General features: G+C 65.8%; 15 protein-coding genes. 13 read left to right on the top strand and 2 right to left on the bottom strand.

All coding sequences use genetic code 11. The features are described from left to right. Both aceA and aceB read left to right on the top strand, forming a co-directional pair. On the top strand, positions 1–731 hold a 731-nt coding region (gene aceA / locus AC1DRE_RS08145; RefSeq protein WP_476984145.1), incomplete at its 5' end, for an isocitrate lyase. A 148-nt stretch (positions 732–879) separates the two neighbouring features. Then, complete coding sequence (gene aceB / locus AC1DRE_RS08140; protein WP_476984144.1) at positions 880–2,544, top strand: malate synthase A; 1,665 nt, start codon at positions 880–882, stop codon at positions 2,542–2,544. A 219-nt stretch (positions 2,545–2,763) separates the two neighbouring features. Here the strand turns inward: aceB and AC1DRE_RS08135 are convergent, their stop codons facing one another. Together AC1DRE_RS08135 and AC1DRE_RS08130 are read right to left on the bottom strand one after the other, a co-directional pair. After that, positions 2,764–3,957 carry an MFS transporter gene (locus AC1DRE_RS08135; RefSeq protein ID WP_476984143.1) on the bottom strand — a complete coding sequence of 398 codons (1,194 nt, stop codon included), beginning with the start codon at positions 3,955–3,957 and terminating at the stop codon, positions 2,764–2,766. A gap of 83 nt (positions 3,958–4,040) precedes the next feature. Next, entirely contained in the window at positions 4,041–5,273 is a 1,233-nt protein-coding gene (locus AC1DRE_RS08130) for an ROK family protein (protein WP_476984142.1), read from the bottom strand. 175 nt (positions 5,274–5,448) lie between these two features. On the opposite strand from AC1DRE_RS08130, the gene AC1DRE_RS08125 reads away from it, so the two are divergent. The 11 genes from AC1DRE_RS08125 (at position 5,449) to AC1DRE_RS08075 (ending at position 16,568) form a co-directional block, all read left to right on the top strand. Beyond that, entirely contained in the window at positions 5,449–6,558 is a 1,110-nt protein-coding gene (locus tag AC1DRE_RS08125) for a Gfo/Idh/MocA family protein (RefSeq protein WP_476984141.1), read from the top strand. Continuing rightward, entirely contained in the window at positions 6,555–7,364 is an 810-nt protein-coding gene (locus tag AC1DRE_RS08120) for a hypothetical protein (protein WP_476984140.1), read from the top strand. The genes AC1DRE_RS08125 and AC1DRE_RS08120 overlap by 4 nt, the downstream gene beginning before the upstream one ends. Before the next feature lie 105 nt (positions 7,365–7,469). Beyond that, on the top strand, positions 7,470–8,792 hold the full coding sequence (locus AC1DRE_RS08115; protein WP_476984139.1) for an ABC transporter substrate-binding protein: 1,323 nt from the start codon (positions 7,470–7,472) through the stop codon (positions 8,790–8,792). A 9-nt stretch (positions 8,793–8,801) separates the two neighbouring features. Then, positions 8,802–9,776 (top strand): carbohydrate ABC transporter permease, encoded by a 975-nt coding sequence (locus AC1DRE_RS08110; RefSeq protein ID WP_476984138.1) that lies wholly within the window; start codon positions 8,802–8,804, stop codon positions 9,774–9,776. Continuing rightward, positions 9,776–10,669: a carbohydrate ABC transporter permease gene (locus AC1DRE_RS08105; RefSeq protein ID WP_476984137.1), complete on the top strand. Its 894-nt coding sequence runs from the start codon at positions 9,776–9,778 to the stop codon at positions 10,667–10,669. The genes AC1DRE_RS08110 and AC1DRE_RS08105 overlap by 1 nt, the downstream gene beginning before the upstream one ends. A 46-nt stretch (positions 10,670–10,715) precedes the next feature. Continuing rightward, positions 10,716–11,465 (top strand): sugar phosphate isomerase/epimerase family protein, encoded by a 750-nt coding sequence (locus AC1DRE_RS08100; RefSeq protein WP_476984136.1) that lies wholly within the window; start codon positions 10,716–10,718, stop codon positions 11,463–11,465. Next, positions 11,462–12,580 carry a Gfo/Idh/MocA family protein gene (locus AC1DRE_RS08095; RefSeq protein WP_476984135.1) on the top strand — a complete coding sequence of 373 codons (1,119 nt, stop codon included), beginning with the start codon at positions 11,462–11,464 and terminating at the stop codon, positions 12,578–12,580. The genes AC1DRE_RS08100 and AC1DRE_RS08095 overlap by 4 nt, the downstream gene beginning before the upstream one ends. 10 nt (positions 12,581–12,590) lie before the next feature. Further along, positions 12,591–13,787, top strand: a complete 1,197-nt coding sequence (locus AC1DRE_RS08090) for a Gfo/Idh/MocA family protein (RefSeq protein ID WP_476984134.1) — start codon at positions 12,591–12,593, stop codon at positions 13,785–13,787. Between the two features lies 1 nt (position 13,788). Continuing rightward, the gene (locus AC1DRE_RS08085) at positions 13,789–14,790 is read left to right on the top strand and encodes a sugar phosphate isomerase/epimerase family protein (protein WP_476984133.1); all 1,002 of its coding nucleotides are present in this window, start codon (positions 13,789–13,791) and stop codon (positions 14,788–14,790) included. A 3-nt stretch (positions 14,791–14,793) separates the two neighbouring features. Beyond that, positions 14,794–15,681 carry a 3-keto-disaccharide hydrolase gene (locus AC1DRE_RS08080; protein ID WP_476984132.1) on the top strand — a complete coding sequence of 296 codons (888 nt, stop codon included), beginning with the start codon at positions 14,794–14,796 and terminating at the stop codon, positions 15,679–15,681. Further along, positions 15,678–16,568 carry a TolB family protein gene (locus tag AC1DRE_RS08075; protein WP_476984131.1) on the top strand — a complete coding sequence of 297 codons (891 nt, stop codon included), beginning with the start codon at positions 15,678–15,680 and terminating at the stop codon, positions 16,566–16,568. Before AC1DRE_RS08080 ends, AC1DRE_RS08075 begins: the two co-directional genes overlap by 4 nt.

Raw genomic sequence — 16,568 nt, 5'->3', positions numbered from 1 at the left:
CTTCAGAGAAGAAGTGCGGCCACCTCGGCGGCAAGGTGCTGATCCCCACCCAGCAGCACGTCCGCACCCTGAACGCGGCCCGCCTGGCCGCCGACGTCGCCGGCACCCCGTCGGTGGTCATCGCCCGCACCGACGCCGAGGCAGCAACCCTGATCACCTCCGACGTCGATCCCCGCGACCAGGAATTCGTCACAGGAGAGCGCACCGCGGAGGGATTCTACAAGGTCCGCAACGGCATCGAACCCTGCATCGCCCGCGCCAAGGCCTATGCCCCGTATTCCGACCTCATCTGGATGGAAACGGGTACCCCGGACCTCGAGCTGGCCCGCAAGTTCGCCGAAGCCGTCAAGGCCGACTTCCCGGACCAGATGCTCTCCTACAACTGCTCGCCGTCGTTCAATTGGCGCAAGCACCTGGACGACGCCACGATCGCCAAGTTCCAGCGTGAACTCGGCGCCATGGGCTTCACGTTCCAGTTCATCACCCTGGCCGGCTTCCACGCCCTGAACTACTCGATGTTCGACCTCGCCCACGGTTACGCCCGTGAAGGCATGAGCGCCTACGTCGAGCTCCAGGAAAAGGAATTCGCCTCCGAGTCCCGCGGCTACACCGCGACCAAGCACCAGCGCGAAGTCGGCACCGGCTACTTCGACGACATCGCCACTGCGCTCAACCCGAACGCATCCACCCTCGCATTGGTCGGATCGACCGAAGAGGGCCAGTTCCACTAATCACCAGCCACGCCCTCCGCTCGCAAGCTCGCGAGGGAACCCGGCGGCCGTGGCCCCCTTCCCCAAGTAAGTAGCAGTAGGTGTCGTTTTGGAGGCTCAAAACGACACTTACTGCTACCCAGTTGGGCCCTGCACCAGGAGAACTCCAATGAACAGCTTCACTGACAACTTCACTATCAACGGGATCACGCTGACCGCGCAGCCGATTTGCCGGCAGGGCGAGGTTCTTACTCCGGATGCTTTGGCGTTTGTTGCCAAGCTGCACCGGGCCACCACGGAACGGCGGCAGGAGCTGCTCCAGGGCCGCCGCAACCGTCGGGCCGAGATCGCCAAGGGGCAGGACCCGCGGTTCCTCCGCGAGACCGAGTCCGTCCGCAATGATCCGAACTGGCGCGTCGCTCCCCCGGCTCCGGGCCTGGAGGACCGCCGCGTGGAGATCACCGGCCCGGTGGACAAGAAGATGACCATCAACGCGCTGAACTCAGGCGCCAAGGTGTGGCTGGCCGACATGGAAGACTCCTCCACACCGTCGTGGCGGAACGTGATCCAGGGCCAGCTGAACCTCACGGACGCGCTGGAACGCCGGATCGACTTCACCTCGCCGGAGGGCAAGGACTACAAGCTCCGCCCGGCCGGCGAACTGCCCACCATCGTGGTCCGTCCCCGCGGCTGGCACCTGCCCGAAAAGCACATGCTCATCGACGGCGAACCGATCGCGGGCGGCATCGTGGACTTCGGCCTGTACTTCTTCCACAACGCCCGCCGCCTGCTGGCCCAGGGCAAGGGACCGTACTTCTACCTGCCAAAGATCGAAAACCACCTCGAAGCACGCCTGTGGAATGACATCTTCATCCTGGCCCAGGACCTGCTGGGCATCCCGCAGGGCACCATCCGCGCCACCGTGCTGATCGAGACCATCACGGCCTCCTTCGAAATGGAAGAGATCCTGTACGAACTCCGCGACCACGCCTCGGGCCTGAACGCCGGCCGCTGGGACTACATCTTCTCCATGATCAAGAACTTCCGCACCCGCGGCCCCCGCTTCGTCCTCCCGGACCGTGTGCAGGTGACCATGACGGCCCCGTTCATGCGCGCCTACACCGAGCAGCTGGTCCGAGCCTGCCACAAGCGCGGCGCCATGGCCATCGGCGGCATGGCCGCAGCTGTCCCGAACCGCAAGGACGAGGCAGCCAACGCCATCGCCTTCGAGAAGGTCCGTGCGGACAAGACCCGCGAGGCCGGCGACGGCTTCGACGGCTCCTGGGTTGCCCACCCGGACCTGGTCCCGGTGTGCCGCGAGGTGTTCGACGGCGTCCTTGGCGACCGGCCGAACCAGCTGGACCGCCTCCGCGAAGACGTCACCCCCGATGACCGTGCGCTGCTGGACATCGCCGCCACCACCGGCACCATCACCGAAAAGGGCATCCGGAACAACATCGAGGTGGGCATCCGCTACATCGAATCCTGGCTGCGCGGCAACGGTGCCGTGGCCATCCACAACCTGATGGAGGACGCCGCCACCGCGGAGATCTCCCGCTCGCAGATCTGGCAGTGGATCTACTCCCACGCCATCACGGACCAGGGCGAAATCATCACCCGCGAGTGGGTGGAGGACATGCTTGACCAGGAATTCACGAAACTCGAACGCTTCGAAGGCGACCGCTTCGCCGACGCGCGGGACATCTTCGAGGAAGTCACCCTGGCCGACGCGTTCCCCACGTTCCTGACCCTCCCCGCGTACGCCCGCTTCCTGCACGAGGCCCGCGACGGTTCCGACGGACCGGTGGAGGACGCAGAGCTCGTCGCCGCCTAGGAATCGCAAGAGTTTCCGTTTGCCGGGCGGCCACGCCGTCCGCAACAGGCACCCCGAAATCCGGGACGGCTGCCCGGCAGCGGAACCACCATTGAGCGCGAACGGACAGTTGAGGCCCTTGTTTGAGGCCTCAACTGTCCGTTCGCGCTTCTTTGTGGGTGCTTAAGTGTCCGTTCGCGCTGGGAGCGGGTGCGTGAAGTACGACGACGGCGGGACGCGTCAGCGGGTCTTTGGCACCTTCCGCACGGAGAGCGTCGTGCCCAGGAAGAACGCCGCCACCGAGCCGAGGATCAGCAGCATCGGGTTGGTCCAGGACCCGGAAAGCCCGTGGACATAGCCCAGGAGGGTCGGGGCGGCAGCGCCAACCGAGTACCCCACCCCCTGGACGATCGCGGACATCCGGCCGGCGGACGCCTGGTCACGGGCCAGCTTGATGATGGCAATGAAAATGAGCGTGATGCCGCCGCCCTGCGCCGCGCCGCCTACGGAGGACCAGAGCCACCACAGCTCCGGGGCCAGCAGCAGGCCAAGGGGAACGGTCAGCCACATCGTGCCCAGGGTGACCGCGACCGCCGTCGTACTGGTGAACCTGGCCACCATCGGCACCCCAAGGCCGCCCACAATGGCGAGAATCTGGAAGAGGGAGGACCCGGCGCCGGCGGCGGAGGGCGCCATGCCGAGTTCGTCGATGAGGAAGGTCGGCAGCCAGGCCGTGACGCCGTAGTAGGAGAAGGCCTGCCCCGCAAAGCCCGCCGTCAGCCCGGCCGTGATCCAGCGGGACGCCGGCCGTCCGCCGGGCGGGCGGGGATTGGAATCATCGACGGCGGCCGGAACGAAGGCATTGCGTCCGACGGACATCACCAAAAAAACCGTCGCGGCCACGGCGAAGAGCCCGCTGGCCGCGAGCGACAGCCGCCACCCGGCAAGCTCGGCCAGCGGCGCGGTAACCACGGACGTGAGGAAAGAGCCGATGTTCAGCGCAGCTGTGTAGATGCCCATGGCCGTGCCCTGGCGGCGCGGTGAAAAGTCACGGCGGATGATCAGCGGGACAGCGATGTTGCCGATGGTGATGGCCACGCCGATGATGACCGTTCCGACCAGCACCAGGGCGCCGTTGCCGGCCGAGCGGACAACAACACCGGCCAGCACCCCGAGCAGGGTCAGCATGATGGCGAATTCGGCGCCGAATTTTCGGCCCGCGAACGAGGCGAGCGGCGCCGCCAGGGAAAAGCACAGCACCGGGATGCCGGTCAGCAGGCCCAGTTCCACGGGCGAGAACCCGAGGTCCTGCTGCATCGGGCCCACCACAGGGGCCACGGCCACGAACGGGCCGCGCATGTTCAGCGCGATGAGGCCGATGCTCGCCAGCAGGATCCAGCCACGCGGCACCCTGGCAAGGATGTTCGCCGTCATGAGGCGGGCTGCGGTTTGGTGCGGGAGCTGGAAATCGGTGTCATCAATTCATTGCTATCACGCCCGCAGCCGCATGACGGGCCTTATCCCGTTGCCTGCAGGGTGGCCTCTATCACGGCGGGAGACAGCACATGCTGGGTGACCATCTGGCTGGCACCAAGGATGGCTGCCTGGTCCCCGGCCATCGAGAGCGCTATCCGCAGATGTGATGTGGCCAGCGGCAGGGACCTCCGGTAAACGACTTCCCGGACGCCTGCCATCAAGTGCTCACCGGCCTGGCCCAGGCTTCCGCCGATCACAATCACGGACGGGTTGAGCAGGTTGACCACTGTTGCCAGCACGTCCCCAACATCGCGGCCGGCCTGGCGCAGCGCCTGGATCGCTTGGAGGTTGCCCCCGGCGACGAGCCGCAGGACATCCCCGCCCTTTTCGGCAGCCAGTCCCTGCCGGGCCAGTTCCCGCGCCACGGCGGGACCGGACGCCAGTGCTTCGAGGCAGCCGTAGTTGCCGCAACGGCAGAGGACTTCATCGCCGCGCGGGACCCGCACATGGCCAAGGTCGCCCGCGGTTCCGTTGGCGCCGCGCTGCAGTTCCCCGCTGCTGATGATGCCCGCACCGATGCCAGTGGCCACCTTGATGAACAGGAAGTTGTCGTGTTCCGGCCAGTATGCCGTGCGTTCGCCGAGTGCCATGATGTTGACGTCGTTGTCCACCAGCACCGGGACCGGCAGCGAGCGCTGGACGTAGCGGACCACGTCGAACCCGTCCCAACCGGGCATGATGGGCGGCTTCACCGGCATCCCGGTGGCGTGCTCCACGGGGCCGGGCAGCCCGATCCCGATGCCGGCCAGGTCTGAGGGAGTCCGGCCGGCCTCGCTGAGGAGCATCTTGCCTTCCTCGACCACCCGGCCAAGGACGGCTTCCGGACCGTCGGCAACGTCCTGGACGAGGCGGTGCTCGGCGAGGACATTGCCGCCCAGGTCGGTGACGGCAACGATCACGTGCGTGGCGCCGACGTCGACTGCCAGGACAGCGCGGGCGGCCGGGTTGAAGGCAAAGCGCGACGGCGGCCGGCCGCCGCTGGAGCTTGCCTCACCGGCAGGTCCCACCAGCCCGGAAGAGATCAGCGCGTCAATGCGGGCGGCCACGGTGGAACGGGCAAGGCCGGTGGTCAGGGCCAGTTCGGCGCGGGTGCGGGCCCTGCCGTCACGGAGGAGCTGGAAGAGATCGCCGGCCCGGGAAAGATTCCCGGCACCGTCGGCAGCAGTGTCGGTTCCGGGCTCGGTTCCGGGCTCTTTTCCAGACGTTGGACTCATGAGTCAGTGATAGCACGAAGCTCTTATGCATGTCACGCCATCGAAAGATTGTCGATAACTTTTCAACTTTTGCTTGACGATCGACAAAAGTAGTTCTAGCTTGATGTGTGAGCGGTGTCACCTGAAGTCAGGCACCGGGAATTCACGCTCCAGCTATTACAAAGAGGTAAGCAACTTGTCGAGCCCCCCACAGGCAGCACCGGCCGTTCTCGGCGTCGGCATCCTGGGCGCCGGACCCGTCACCCAAGCCATCCATCTGCCGTCCCTCGCACGGTTGGGAAACATCCTCGAAGTCCGCCACATCATGGACGTTGACCCTGCGGTCGCGGAAGCGGTGGCAGGCAGGGTTGGTGCGAAGTTCAGCACCAGCATGGAAGAGCTCCTCGCCGATCCGGCTGTGGAAATCGTCGCCATCTGCAGCCCGCACCAGTTCCACGCAGCACAGGTCATCGCCAGTTGCCGGGCCGGCAAGAAAGCCGTACTCTGCGAAAAGCCGTTCGCTATGACCGGTGAAGAGGCCGCCGGAATCTCAGCGGTTTCCGCCGAAACCGGCGTTCCGATCATCGTCGGCGCCATGCACACGTTCGATCCCGGCTGGCTCGCGGCGGAGGAGGCCTGGGGCGACCTGCCGGAGCAGGTCCACACCGTCCGGTCTTCCATCGTCCTGCCGCCCAACCCCCGCTTCGAGGATTTTGCCACCGAAATCGTGGGCCGCGTTTCCATGCCTGGCAGGGAACCGACCGACCCTGAGGTCATCAAGGCCATGCTCACGGGCGGAGTGATGGGCCTGGCCATCCACGATCTTCCGCTGGTCCGCCGTTTTACCCCCGATTTTGCGGCGGTGGAAGTCCTGCACGCTGAAATCGTCCGTCCGTTCGGCTACGTCATCTCGCTGCGGGCCGGAAACGTGGCCATCGAGCTCCGCGCCGCGATGAACGGGACCTGGGAACCGTCCTGGGTGTTCGAGGCAATCGGCGACGACGCTGCCCTGAAAGTCGACTTCACCCCGTCCTACGTCCACGCCGGTTCGGCTACCGCCCGGATCCGGAGGGCCGGACACGCTACCGTCCTGGGTCCGTTCAGCCACAACGGCTACGAGGGCGAGTGGCGCAAACTCGCGGAACTGGCCAGCGGGACAGGCCAGCCGCCGTCGGCGGAAACGCTTATCCACGACCTCGAGTTCGCACTGGCGATCGCCGAGGCCGCCGCCCGCAGCGTCGACGCCGGCTTCGTTCACACAGGCATCACCGACGAATCACCTGCAGACGAGGAGATCAACGCATGACCACTCAGCTGTCCGCGTATGCGGATCCGCAGGCTGAAGCAGCCGGTGCCGTGTCCGCCGTCGTCGCTTCCCTTCCCGTGTCCTTTCGTCCCGCAACGTCCTCGCCGGATGTCATCGCCGTCGCCGGTCATGCCGGCTGGACGGGACGGGCGTCCGCTGCGATCCGCGGCGGAGCCCGGGGTGTTGTGGTTTCGGCCCCGGTGGCCGAGGATCCGGCCGAACTTGCCGGCGTCGCAGACACCGCAGGCGCGGTAGTTGTGCTTGACCGGAAGTGGGCCGGAAACGTTGCGCTGGCCCCGGCCAGCGGGAACGTCCACGGCGTAATCGCTGAGGCCCTCAAGGACGCCGTCCTGCTTGACTCGGTTGCCGTGGCCGCGCCCGGCACGGACCCCCTGCACCTGCTCGCGGAACAGTTCGCGGTCCTGGTGCAGTGCGGCATTAAGGCGAATAACCTGCGGATGGTGCAGCGCAACGGGAACGGGTACACGGTGTCCGGTGTCCTTGCCGACGGCGTGCCCGTCGCCCTTCAGGGCATCCTCACCTCGGCGCTGCCTGCGACCGCCACCGTCTCGATCCTTACATCGACAGGCCGGGCCGACGTCGTCCTGCCGGACCCCGAGGCAGCGTGGCCGGCCGAAGTCCGCGCGGTGACGGCAGAGGGAGCGACGACGCTTCCCACACTTTACGAATCATCCCACCGGACCAGCTGGTCAAGGGTCCACTCGCTTCTTTCCTCCGGGAACCCCGCCAGCGACCTGGCGCAGTTCACCACGGTCATGTCACTCCTCAGCCAACTCAACAACTAGAAGCCTCACCGTTCCGCCAGCATTTCCAGTTTCAGAGTCACAATCCACTCATTGTCGAGAAGGGCCCGGGCATTCAGTCACTCCGGACCCTGAAAGGAAACCATCGTGTCTACTAACCCCTCCGTCGCATCTTCCGCTTTCTCCCGCAGGGGATTCCTGGGCTTCGCTGCAGCCGCGGCCTCCGTTCCCCTCCTGGCCGCCTGCGGTGGCGGCTCCGCCTCACAGGGCGGCGGAAGTGCGGCTGGAACCATCAAGTTCTGGGACATGCCGTGGGCAACCCCCGCCTACAACGACGCAGCCAAGAAGATCGTGGAAGGCTTCTCCGGGGCCAACAGCAAGGCCAGCTACCAGCTCATCCAGTGGAACAACTTCTACCAGACCTTCTCCTCGGCCATCGCGTCCAAGACCGGTCCGGCGGTGTCCACCGGCGGCGGCTTCCAGGCGTTCCAGTTCGAGGAGCAGGGCCAGATCGCCTACGCCGACAAGGTGATGGAAGAACTCAAGAAGAACGGCCAGTTCGATGACTTCCTCCCCGGTGTCGTAGAGCCGTTCAAGACGGACAAGGGCTACGTGGCAGTTCCGTGGCAGTTGGACATCCGGCCGCTTTGGTACCGCAAGTCCCTGTTCGAGAAGGCCGGCGTCGAGGTCCCCACGGACTGGGCCAGTCTCCTTGAGGCGGGCAAGAAGCTCAAGACCGTCGGCGCCGTTGGCTTCGCCACCGGTTCCGGTGCGGGCAATAACATCGGCAACCACCTGATGATCATGATGATGCTCAACAACGGCGGCGGCGTCTTCAGCACGGACGGCCAGCTGGATGTCATGAACGACCGCAACGTGGAGGCCGTCGAGTTCATGCTTGAGCTGGTCTCCAATGGCATCGTCGATCCTGCCGCCGTCAGCTACACCACGGACAACCTCAACGCCCAGTGGAAGGACGGCAAGGCCGCGTACGGCATGTTGACGCTGGGGGTTCCCGAGCGCGTGGGCGATACGTCCGGCGACATCGTGGTGGCAAGCCCGATTGCCGGTCCGCACGGGGACAAGGCCGCCCTGATCTTCCCGAACAACATCATGATGTACACCAACACGCCGTCGCAGGAAGCCTCCGAAGCGTTCGTGGTCTACTACCTGGGCCAGTTGAAGGAACTGTGGAAGCAGAAGCTCATGAACGCGCTGCCGGTGTTCAAGTCCATCACCGAGATGCCCGAATTTACGTCCGACCCCAACAACGTCAAGATCGTCAAGGAATACGTGCCGATCGCCAAGACCTTCGCTTCCCGGGGCACGGCCCTCAGCGCCGACCTCGCTGCTTTGGATGGCGGCCAGGCCCTGAACCAGTTCACCCAGACCATCCTCACCGGCAAGACCGACGCCAAGTCCGCCCTGCAGGCTTTCGAGTCCGGCCTCAAGTCCGTCCTGAAGAAGTAGGCGGCCGGAATGTCGTCCACCACAGCACCGTCCGGCCTCGCCCGGGCCCGCAAGGGGCTTGCCCCCGGCGGGTCCGGGGGCGGGTCCGTCCCCAAGACCCTGAACCGCAAGAGCAAACTCAGTGCGCAGGCCAGCCGGACGTTCTTCTGGCTCCTGCTGCCCTCGGTCGTCCTGCTCGTCCTGATCCACGGCTACCCGCTCTTCCAGGCCGGCATCCAGGCCACCCACGACGGAAACCTGATCCAAACCGGTGACTTCGTCGGCATCGAAAACTTCCAAGGCGTGCTGGCCTCGCCGGCGTTCTGGAAGGCAGCACAGTTCACGCTCCTGTTCACCATTGTTGGTGTGTTCGGTTCCTGGGCCGTCGGCCTGGGGCTGGCGTTGCTGCTGCGCACGAGGATCCCGGCCGGCGGCACCTTCAAGGTCCTGCTGCTCCTGCCGTGGGTGGTGCCGATCGTGGTCTCGTCCACCGCGTGGAACTGGCTCGTCGCCACCCCTGACAGCCTCATCCCGTCCATCTTCCGCAACCTCGGCCTGGGCACCCCGCTGTTCCTGGCAGACCCCACCCTTGCCGCCGTGACCGTGATGATCTTCAAGGTCTGGGTCAGCTTCCCCTTCATGATGATGATGATCTCGGCCGCCCTGGCCTCCGTGGACACCACCGTGTACGAGGCCGCCAGCATGGACGGCGCCACCCGCTTCCAGCAGTTCAGCCAGATCACCCTGCCGCTGATCGCCCGGTCCACCTACATCAGCTGGATCCTGATGACCATCTTCTGCGTCAACGACTTCCCCACCATCTACCTGCTCACCGGCGGCGGACCTGTTGACGCCACCACGTCCCTGGTGGTTCTGGCCTATCGCACCGTCTTCCAGGACTTCGCGACCGGCCCCGGCGTAGCCATCGCCTTCCTCATGACCATCACCCTGGTTGTCGTATCGGTCGTCCTGTACCGCCAGATCCGAAAGTCGAGCGTCGAATAATGAGCGCAGTACTCCACGCCCACCCCGAAACAGGCGCCGCCCTCGGCGTCACCGGCCCGGCCAAGAACAAGCGCGTCCTCTCCGAAGCCGGCCACCGCGGCCAGTGGTGGCGGTTCGTCCTGATCCTGGTCATCACCGCGGTCGTCCTCGTACCGATCATGGTCACCGTGGTGCTCGCCTTCACCCCCGGCCCAAACAGCACCGCTACCGGACTGACGTTCGAGAACCTCAGCAACGTCTTCTCCAAGACACTGGCGGCCACCTGGCTGCAGAACAGCCTCATCACCACCCTCGCCACCGTGGTGGTTTCCGTCGCGGTCGCAGCGCCGGCCGGCTACGTCCTCTCCCGCGGCCGCAGCAAGGCAGTCTCCGGCTACTCCCTGCTGCTGTTCGTCATGCAGTCCCTGCCCATCATCACCTCGGTCGTCCCGCTGTTTATCCTTTTCGCAGCGATGGGACTGGTGGACAACCTGATGGGCCTGACCATCATCTACGTCGGCTCCACCATGACGGTGGCCACCTGGATGATGGCCGCCTACTTCGACTCGATCCCCATCAGCCTCGAAGAAGCCTCCTGGATCGACGGCTGCTCCGTCTTCGGCTCCTTCACCAAGGTCGTCCTGCGCAACTCCCTGCCCGGCATCCTCTCCACCGCGATCTTCGCCTTCCTGCTGGCCTGGAACGACTACCTCGTAGCCATCGTGTTCCTCCGCTCGAACGAGATCTTCACCCTCCCCATGGGCGTCCAATCCTTCTTCCAGCAAAACAACACCGACTGGTCCGGAGTCATGGCCCTCGCCGTGATCATGATGCTCCCGCCCGTCATCGTCTTCGCCACCCTGAACAAATACTTCAGCGTCGGCGGCATCGGCGGATCCCTCGCCGGCCGCTAGGCCCTGACAGATTTTCGAGAACACCAACCTCCCGCAAAGGAACGAAATGTCCTACTCACTCCAGCTCTACACCCTGCGCAACGCCATCCAGGAAGACCTGCCCGGCACCATCCGCAAGGTAGCTGAGATCGGCTTTACCCAGGTCGAACCCTACAACTTCGTGGCCACGGCCAAGGAGCTCGGCGCCGCGCTCAAGGAGAACGGCCTCACCGCCCCCTCCGGCCACGCTCCCCTGCTCAGCCAGGACCAGGACGAAATCTTCGCCGCCGCGAAGGAACTCGGCATCAGCACCGTCATCGACCCGTACCTGCCCGCCGAGCACTGGCAGCAGGCCGGGGACATTCAGGCCACCGCGGCCAAGCTCAACGCCGCGGCGAAGAAGGCCGCGGAATACGGCATCCGGGTCGGTTACCACAACCACGCCTGGGAGCTGGAGTCCACCATCGAAGGCCGCACGGCACTGGAATACTTCGCCGATCTCCTGGACCCGGAACTGGTGCTGGAAGTGGACACCTACTGGGTTGCCGTCGGCGGCCAGGACCCTGTCGACATCCTGACAAAACTGGGTGACCGGGTGAAGTTCATCCACATCAAGGACGGCCCGCTGAACACCGACACCAAGGCACAGCAGCCCGTCGGGCAGGGCAAGATCGCCGTCTGGGACGTCATCGGCGCCGCGAAGTCCCTGGAAGTGGGCGTCGTGGAGTTCGACGACTACTCCGGCGACATCTTCGACGGCATCACCCAGAGCCTGGCCTTCCTGAACGCCGAAGCCAGCGAAGGAGCCCGGGCATGAGCGACGCAGGTTCCCGCCAGGGCCCGGTGGGCGTCGCCGTCATCGGCGCAGGCAACATCAGCAAGCAGTACCTGGACAACCTCACGGTCTTCCCGGACCTGAAGGTCCACGTCATCGCCGACCTCTTCGAGGACTCTGCAGCCGCCCGCGCGAAGGAATACGGGATCGCCGAGTCCGGCGGCGTGGACGCGGCCCTGAACCACCCCGACGTCGAAATCATCGTGAACCTGACCATCCCCGCCGCGCACGTTGAGGTGGCCACGGCTGCCGTCAACGCCGGCAAGCATGTGTGGACCGAAAAGCCGTTCTCGCTGGACCGCGACTCGGGGCTGGGGCTGCTGAAGGCAGCGGACGCGGCGGGGCTCCGGCTCGGCACCGCACCGGACACGTTCCTGGGCGCCGGGCTGCAGACCGCGCGCCGGCTGATTGAGCGGGGCGACATCGGCACGCCGCTGACGGCGATGACCACATTCCAGACCCCCGGCCCGGAATCCTGGCATCCGAATCCGGCGTTCCTCTTCCAGTACGGCGCAGGTCCCCTGTTCGACATGGGCCCGTACTACCTCACCGCGCTGGTCCAGACGTTCGGCTCGGTCCGGAAGGTGGCCGCCCTCGGCTCCAAAGCCAAGGAAGTCCGGGTGATCGGTTCCGGCCCCAAGCTGGGCGAGGAGTTCACCGTGGACGTCCCCACCCATGTCAGCGCCATGGCCCAGTTCGAGGGCGGGCAGTCCTCGCACAGCGTCTTTTCGTTCGAGTCGCCCCGGCAGCGGATGGGCTTCGTGGAGATCACCGGCACGGAAGCCACGATCGCCCTCCCGGATCCCAACTATTTCGACGGCGACATCAGGCTCTGGCGCACCGGGGACCAAGAGTGGACCACCGTTCCCGCCACCGGCCCGTCCAACGGCCGCGGCATGGGTGTGCTGGACATGGCCCGCTCCATCCGGGCCGGAGTCCCGCACCGCGCGACCGGCAACCTCGCCTACCATGTGCTGGACACCATGGTCTCGATCTCCGAGTCAGTGGAATCCGGTGCCTTTGTTAACGTCGAAAGCTCCGCCCCCGTGTCCCCGGCCCTCCCCGAGGACTGGAACCCCACCGCTTCCACACTCTAGGAATCACGCAATGAACTCCCCCGAAAGCACGGACGGCGCCAACCCGGACAACTCGCCCCTGGGCGTGGCGATGATCGGCTATGCGTTTATGGGCAAGGCCCACTCGAACGCCTGGCGGAACGTGGCCAGTTTCTTCGACGTTCCGGTCTTCGAGCAGAAAGTGCTCGTGGGCCGGGACGCCGTGCAGGTCGCTGCGGCCGCGAAGAAGTACGGCTGGGCGGAGTCCGCCACGGACTGGCGCTCGGTCCTGGACCGGGACGACATCCATATCGTCGATATCTGCGCCCCGGGCTGGATGCACGCCGAGATCGCCATCGCAGCCCTCGAGGCCGGTAAGCACGTCCTCGTGGAAAAGCCGTTGGCCAATACGCTGGCCGAGGCCGAGGCCATGACCGACGCCGCCGCCGCGGCCCGTGCCAGGGGCGTGCAGTCCATGATCGGGTTCAACTACCGCCGCGTCCCCGCCCTGGCCCTCGCGAAGGAGCTCATCGTCGAAGGCCGGCTCGGGACGGTCCGGCACGTCCGGGCCGCGTACCTGCAGGACTGGCTCTCCGACGCCGAGTCCCCGATGACCTGGCGACTGCGGAAAGAAACCGCCGGATCCGGCGCGCTGGGCGACATCGCCTCCCACGCCATCGACCAGATCCTCTACCTCCTGGACGGCACCGTCACCGAAGTCACCGGGCGGCTGCACACCTTCGTGGACCGCCGCCCCGGCCCGAACGGCCTGGAGGATGTAACGGTCGACGACGCCGCCTGGGCCACCCTGACGCTCGCCTCCGGAGCCATCGCCTCGGTGGAAGTTTCCCGCGTGGCCACGGGACAGAAGAACTCGCTCAAGCTCGAAATCTACGGCGACAAGGGCACCATCCTGTTCGACCTTGAGGCGTTGAACGAGCTCGGTTTCCTGGACGCCACCGCGCCAGTCCGCGAACAGGGCTTCCGCCGGATCCTGGTCAACGAACCCGAACACCCGTTCATGGAAGCCTGGTGGCCGCAAGGCCACATCATCGGCTGGGAGCACACTTTCACACACCAGATCCGTGACTTCCTGACGGCCATCAGCGCCGGGGAGGCACCGTCGCCGTCGTTCGAGGAAGGCCTCAACGTCCAGTACGTCCTGGCCGCCGTCGAGGAATCAGCGGCCGCCAAAAGCTCACTTATCCAACTGAATACTTCCACCAGCACCGCCACCGAAGGAGCCTGACATGCCCCGCCCCTATACCCTGTTCACCGGCCAGTGGGCCGACCTCCCCTTCGAGGAAGTCGCGCGCCTGGCCTCCGGCTGGGGCTACGACGGCCTCGAAATCGCCGTCTCCGGGGACCACCTGGACGCCTGGCGCTGGGACGAACCCGGCTACGTCGAAGCCAAACTCGCCGTCCTGGACAAGTACAACCTCAAGGTCTGGGCGATCTCCAACCACCTCAAGGGCCAGGCCGTGTGCGATGACCCCATCGACTTCCGCCACGAAGCCATCGTCGGGTCCCGGGTCTGGGGCGACGGCGACCCCGAAGGCGTCCGCACCCGCGCCGCCGAGGAAATGAAACACACCGCCCGGCTCGCCCAAGCCCTCGGCGTGGACACCGTCGTCGGATTCACCGGCTCCTCCATCTGGCAGTACGTCGCGATGTTCCCGCCCGTCCCCGAAAAGGTCATCGAGGCCGGCTACCAGGACTTCGCCGACCGCTGGAACCCCATCCTTGACGTCTTCGACGAATGCGGCGTCCGCTTCGCCCACGAAGTCCACCCCTCCGAAATCGCCTACGACTACTGGACCACCGTCCGCACCCTCGAAGCCATCGGCCACCGCGAAGCGTTCGGCCTGAACTGGGACCCCTCCCACTTCATGTGGCAGGGCATCGACCCCGTCTCCTTCATCTGGGACTTCAAGGACCGGATCTACCACGTGGACTGCAAGGACACCAAGCTCCGCCCCACCGGACGGAACACCGTCCTCGGCTCCCACCTGCCCTGGGGCGACCCCCGCCGGGGCTGGGACTTCGTCTCCGCCGGACGCGGCGACGTCCCCTGGGAATCCTCCTTCCGCGCCCTCACCGCCATCGGCTACACCGGCCCCATCTCCATCGAATGGGAAGACGCCGGCATGGACCGCCTCCACGGCGCCCCCGAAGCCCTCGCCGCCCTCAAGAAATTCGACTTCCCCGCCTCCCAAACCAGCTTCGACGCCGCCTTCAGCAGCAAGGACTAGTACATGCCTGAAACCCAAAAACACGACGACGGCGGGTTCGTCCCGCTGTTCGACGGTGCCTCCCTGACCGGATGGCGGGCCGTTCCCCGGGTCTACGGGACGGAATATCCCGGAGGTCCGAGCATCCTTGAGCTGTTCGACAGCCGGGGCTTGGCGCGGCCCGTGGAACCCGAACAGCACCCAGCGAAATGGTTCGTGGAAGATGGTGTGCTGGTGGGCGAACAGGACTCCCCCGGCAGCGGTTACGGCGGCTACCTGGTCAGCGAGCAGGCCTTCGGCGATTTTGAGCTTGTGCTGGAGATGCGCCCCGATTGGCCGGCAGACACCGGTGTGATGATCCGGCGCCGACCGGATACGTGGGAAGGCTTCCAGGTCCTGGTGGACCACAGGCCCTCCGGCGGAATCGGCGGATTCTTCGGCAATGGACTGGCAAGCTTCTCGGCAGTGCCGTTCGCTATCGACGTGGCCCTGGACGCCGACGGTCAGCCAACCGGGCTGATCGCCGACAACCCGGACACCTCCGTGGAACCCGTCACAGAAGAGAAACGTGCGCGCCTGAACTATGCCGCCGACGTCGGGGATTTCCTCAAAGTGTGGCGCTGGGATGACTGGAACGAGCTCCGGATCCGCTGCATCGGGGCAATGCCCGTCATCACCACCTGGGTCAACGGCCTCAAGATCGCCGAACTGGATACGGCTACCCTGCAGTCGCCCAACTACAACGCCGAAGCTGTACTGGGAGTGCTCGGCGTGCGTGGTCATATCGCCCTTGAGGTGCACGACAACGACGCTATGTTCGGCGAAGCCCGCTGGGGCAAGGGCGCGCAGTGCCGGTGGCGGAACGTCCGCATCAAGGAACTGTCCTCAGAGTCCGGCGAGGCTCACGAATGATCCGCACCCTCCTGCCCGGCCAGCGCTGCGAGGTCTGGATTGCATCCGTCACCGGAGAGTCCCGGCTGGTGTACACGACGGATGACGTCCTCCTCGAGGCACCGAACTGGACCCTCGACGGTTCGTCACTCGTCCTCAACGGGGACGGGAAGCTGTGGACGCTGGACGTGTCCGGAGGCGGGCCCACGGAAGTCCCGCTCAGCGGCATCCCCGACCTCAACAACGATCACGTCCTGGCACCCGACGGCACCGGCATCTTCCTGTCGGCGAATGACGGCCACATCTACCGTGCATTGTTGGACGGCGGACCGGCCCGGCGCATCACCGGCGACGACGGCGCTTTCCACTTCCTCCACGGAGTCAGCCCGGACGGATCCCAACTGGCGTACGTGGGCATCGAGGCGGGCGACTTCACGCAGCCCGGTCGCCTGATGACCATAGCGTCCGACGGCGGCGCTACCGCCTCCGCTGACGTCGGCGCCGGCCACTGCGACGGGCCCGAATATTCGCCCGACGGGAAATGGCTCTACTTGAACACGGAGTCCTTTACGTCTACACCCGGCCACGCCCAACTCGCCCGCATCCAAGCGGACGGAGGAGGCTTCGAGCGGCTCCTCGAATCCGACACCGTCGACTGGTTCCCACACTTGTCCCCCGACGGAGCGCTGGCCACCTACATCCGCTTCCCCACCGGCACGGTGGGCCACCCCGCAGACTTGCCGGTCGACGTCGTGCTGGTCTCGACCGATGACTGGACAACGCCACTGCACACATGGCCGCTGTTCGGCGGCCAAGGTACGCTCAACGTCAACAGCTGGTCGCCCGATTCCACCCGGTTCGCGTACGTTGCGTACCCGCTAAGCGATTCAGAAAAGACAAAGGACTAA

Source organism: Arthrobacter sp. P4_H3 (assembly GCF_056400885.1).
This window is presented reverse-complemented; position numbering and strand designations above follow the sequence as displayed.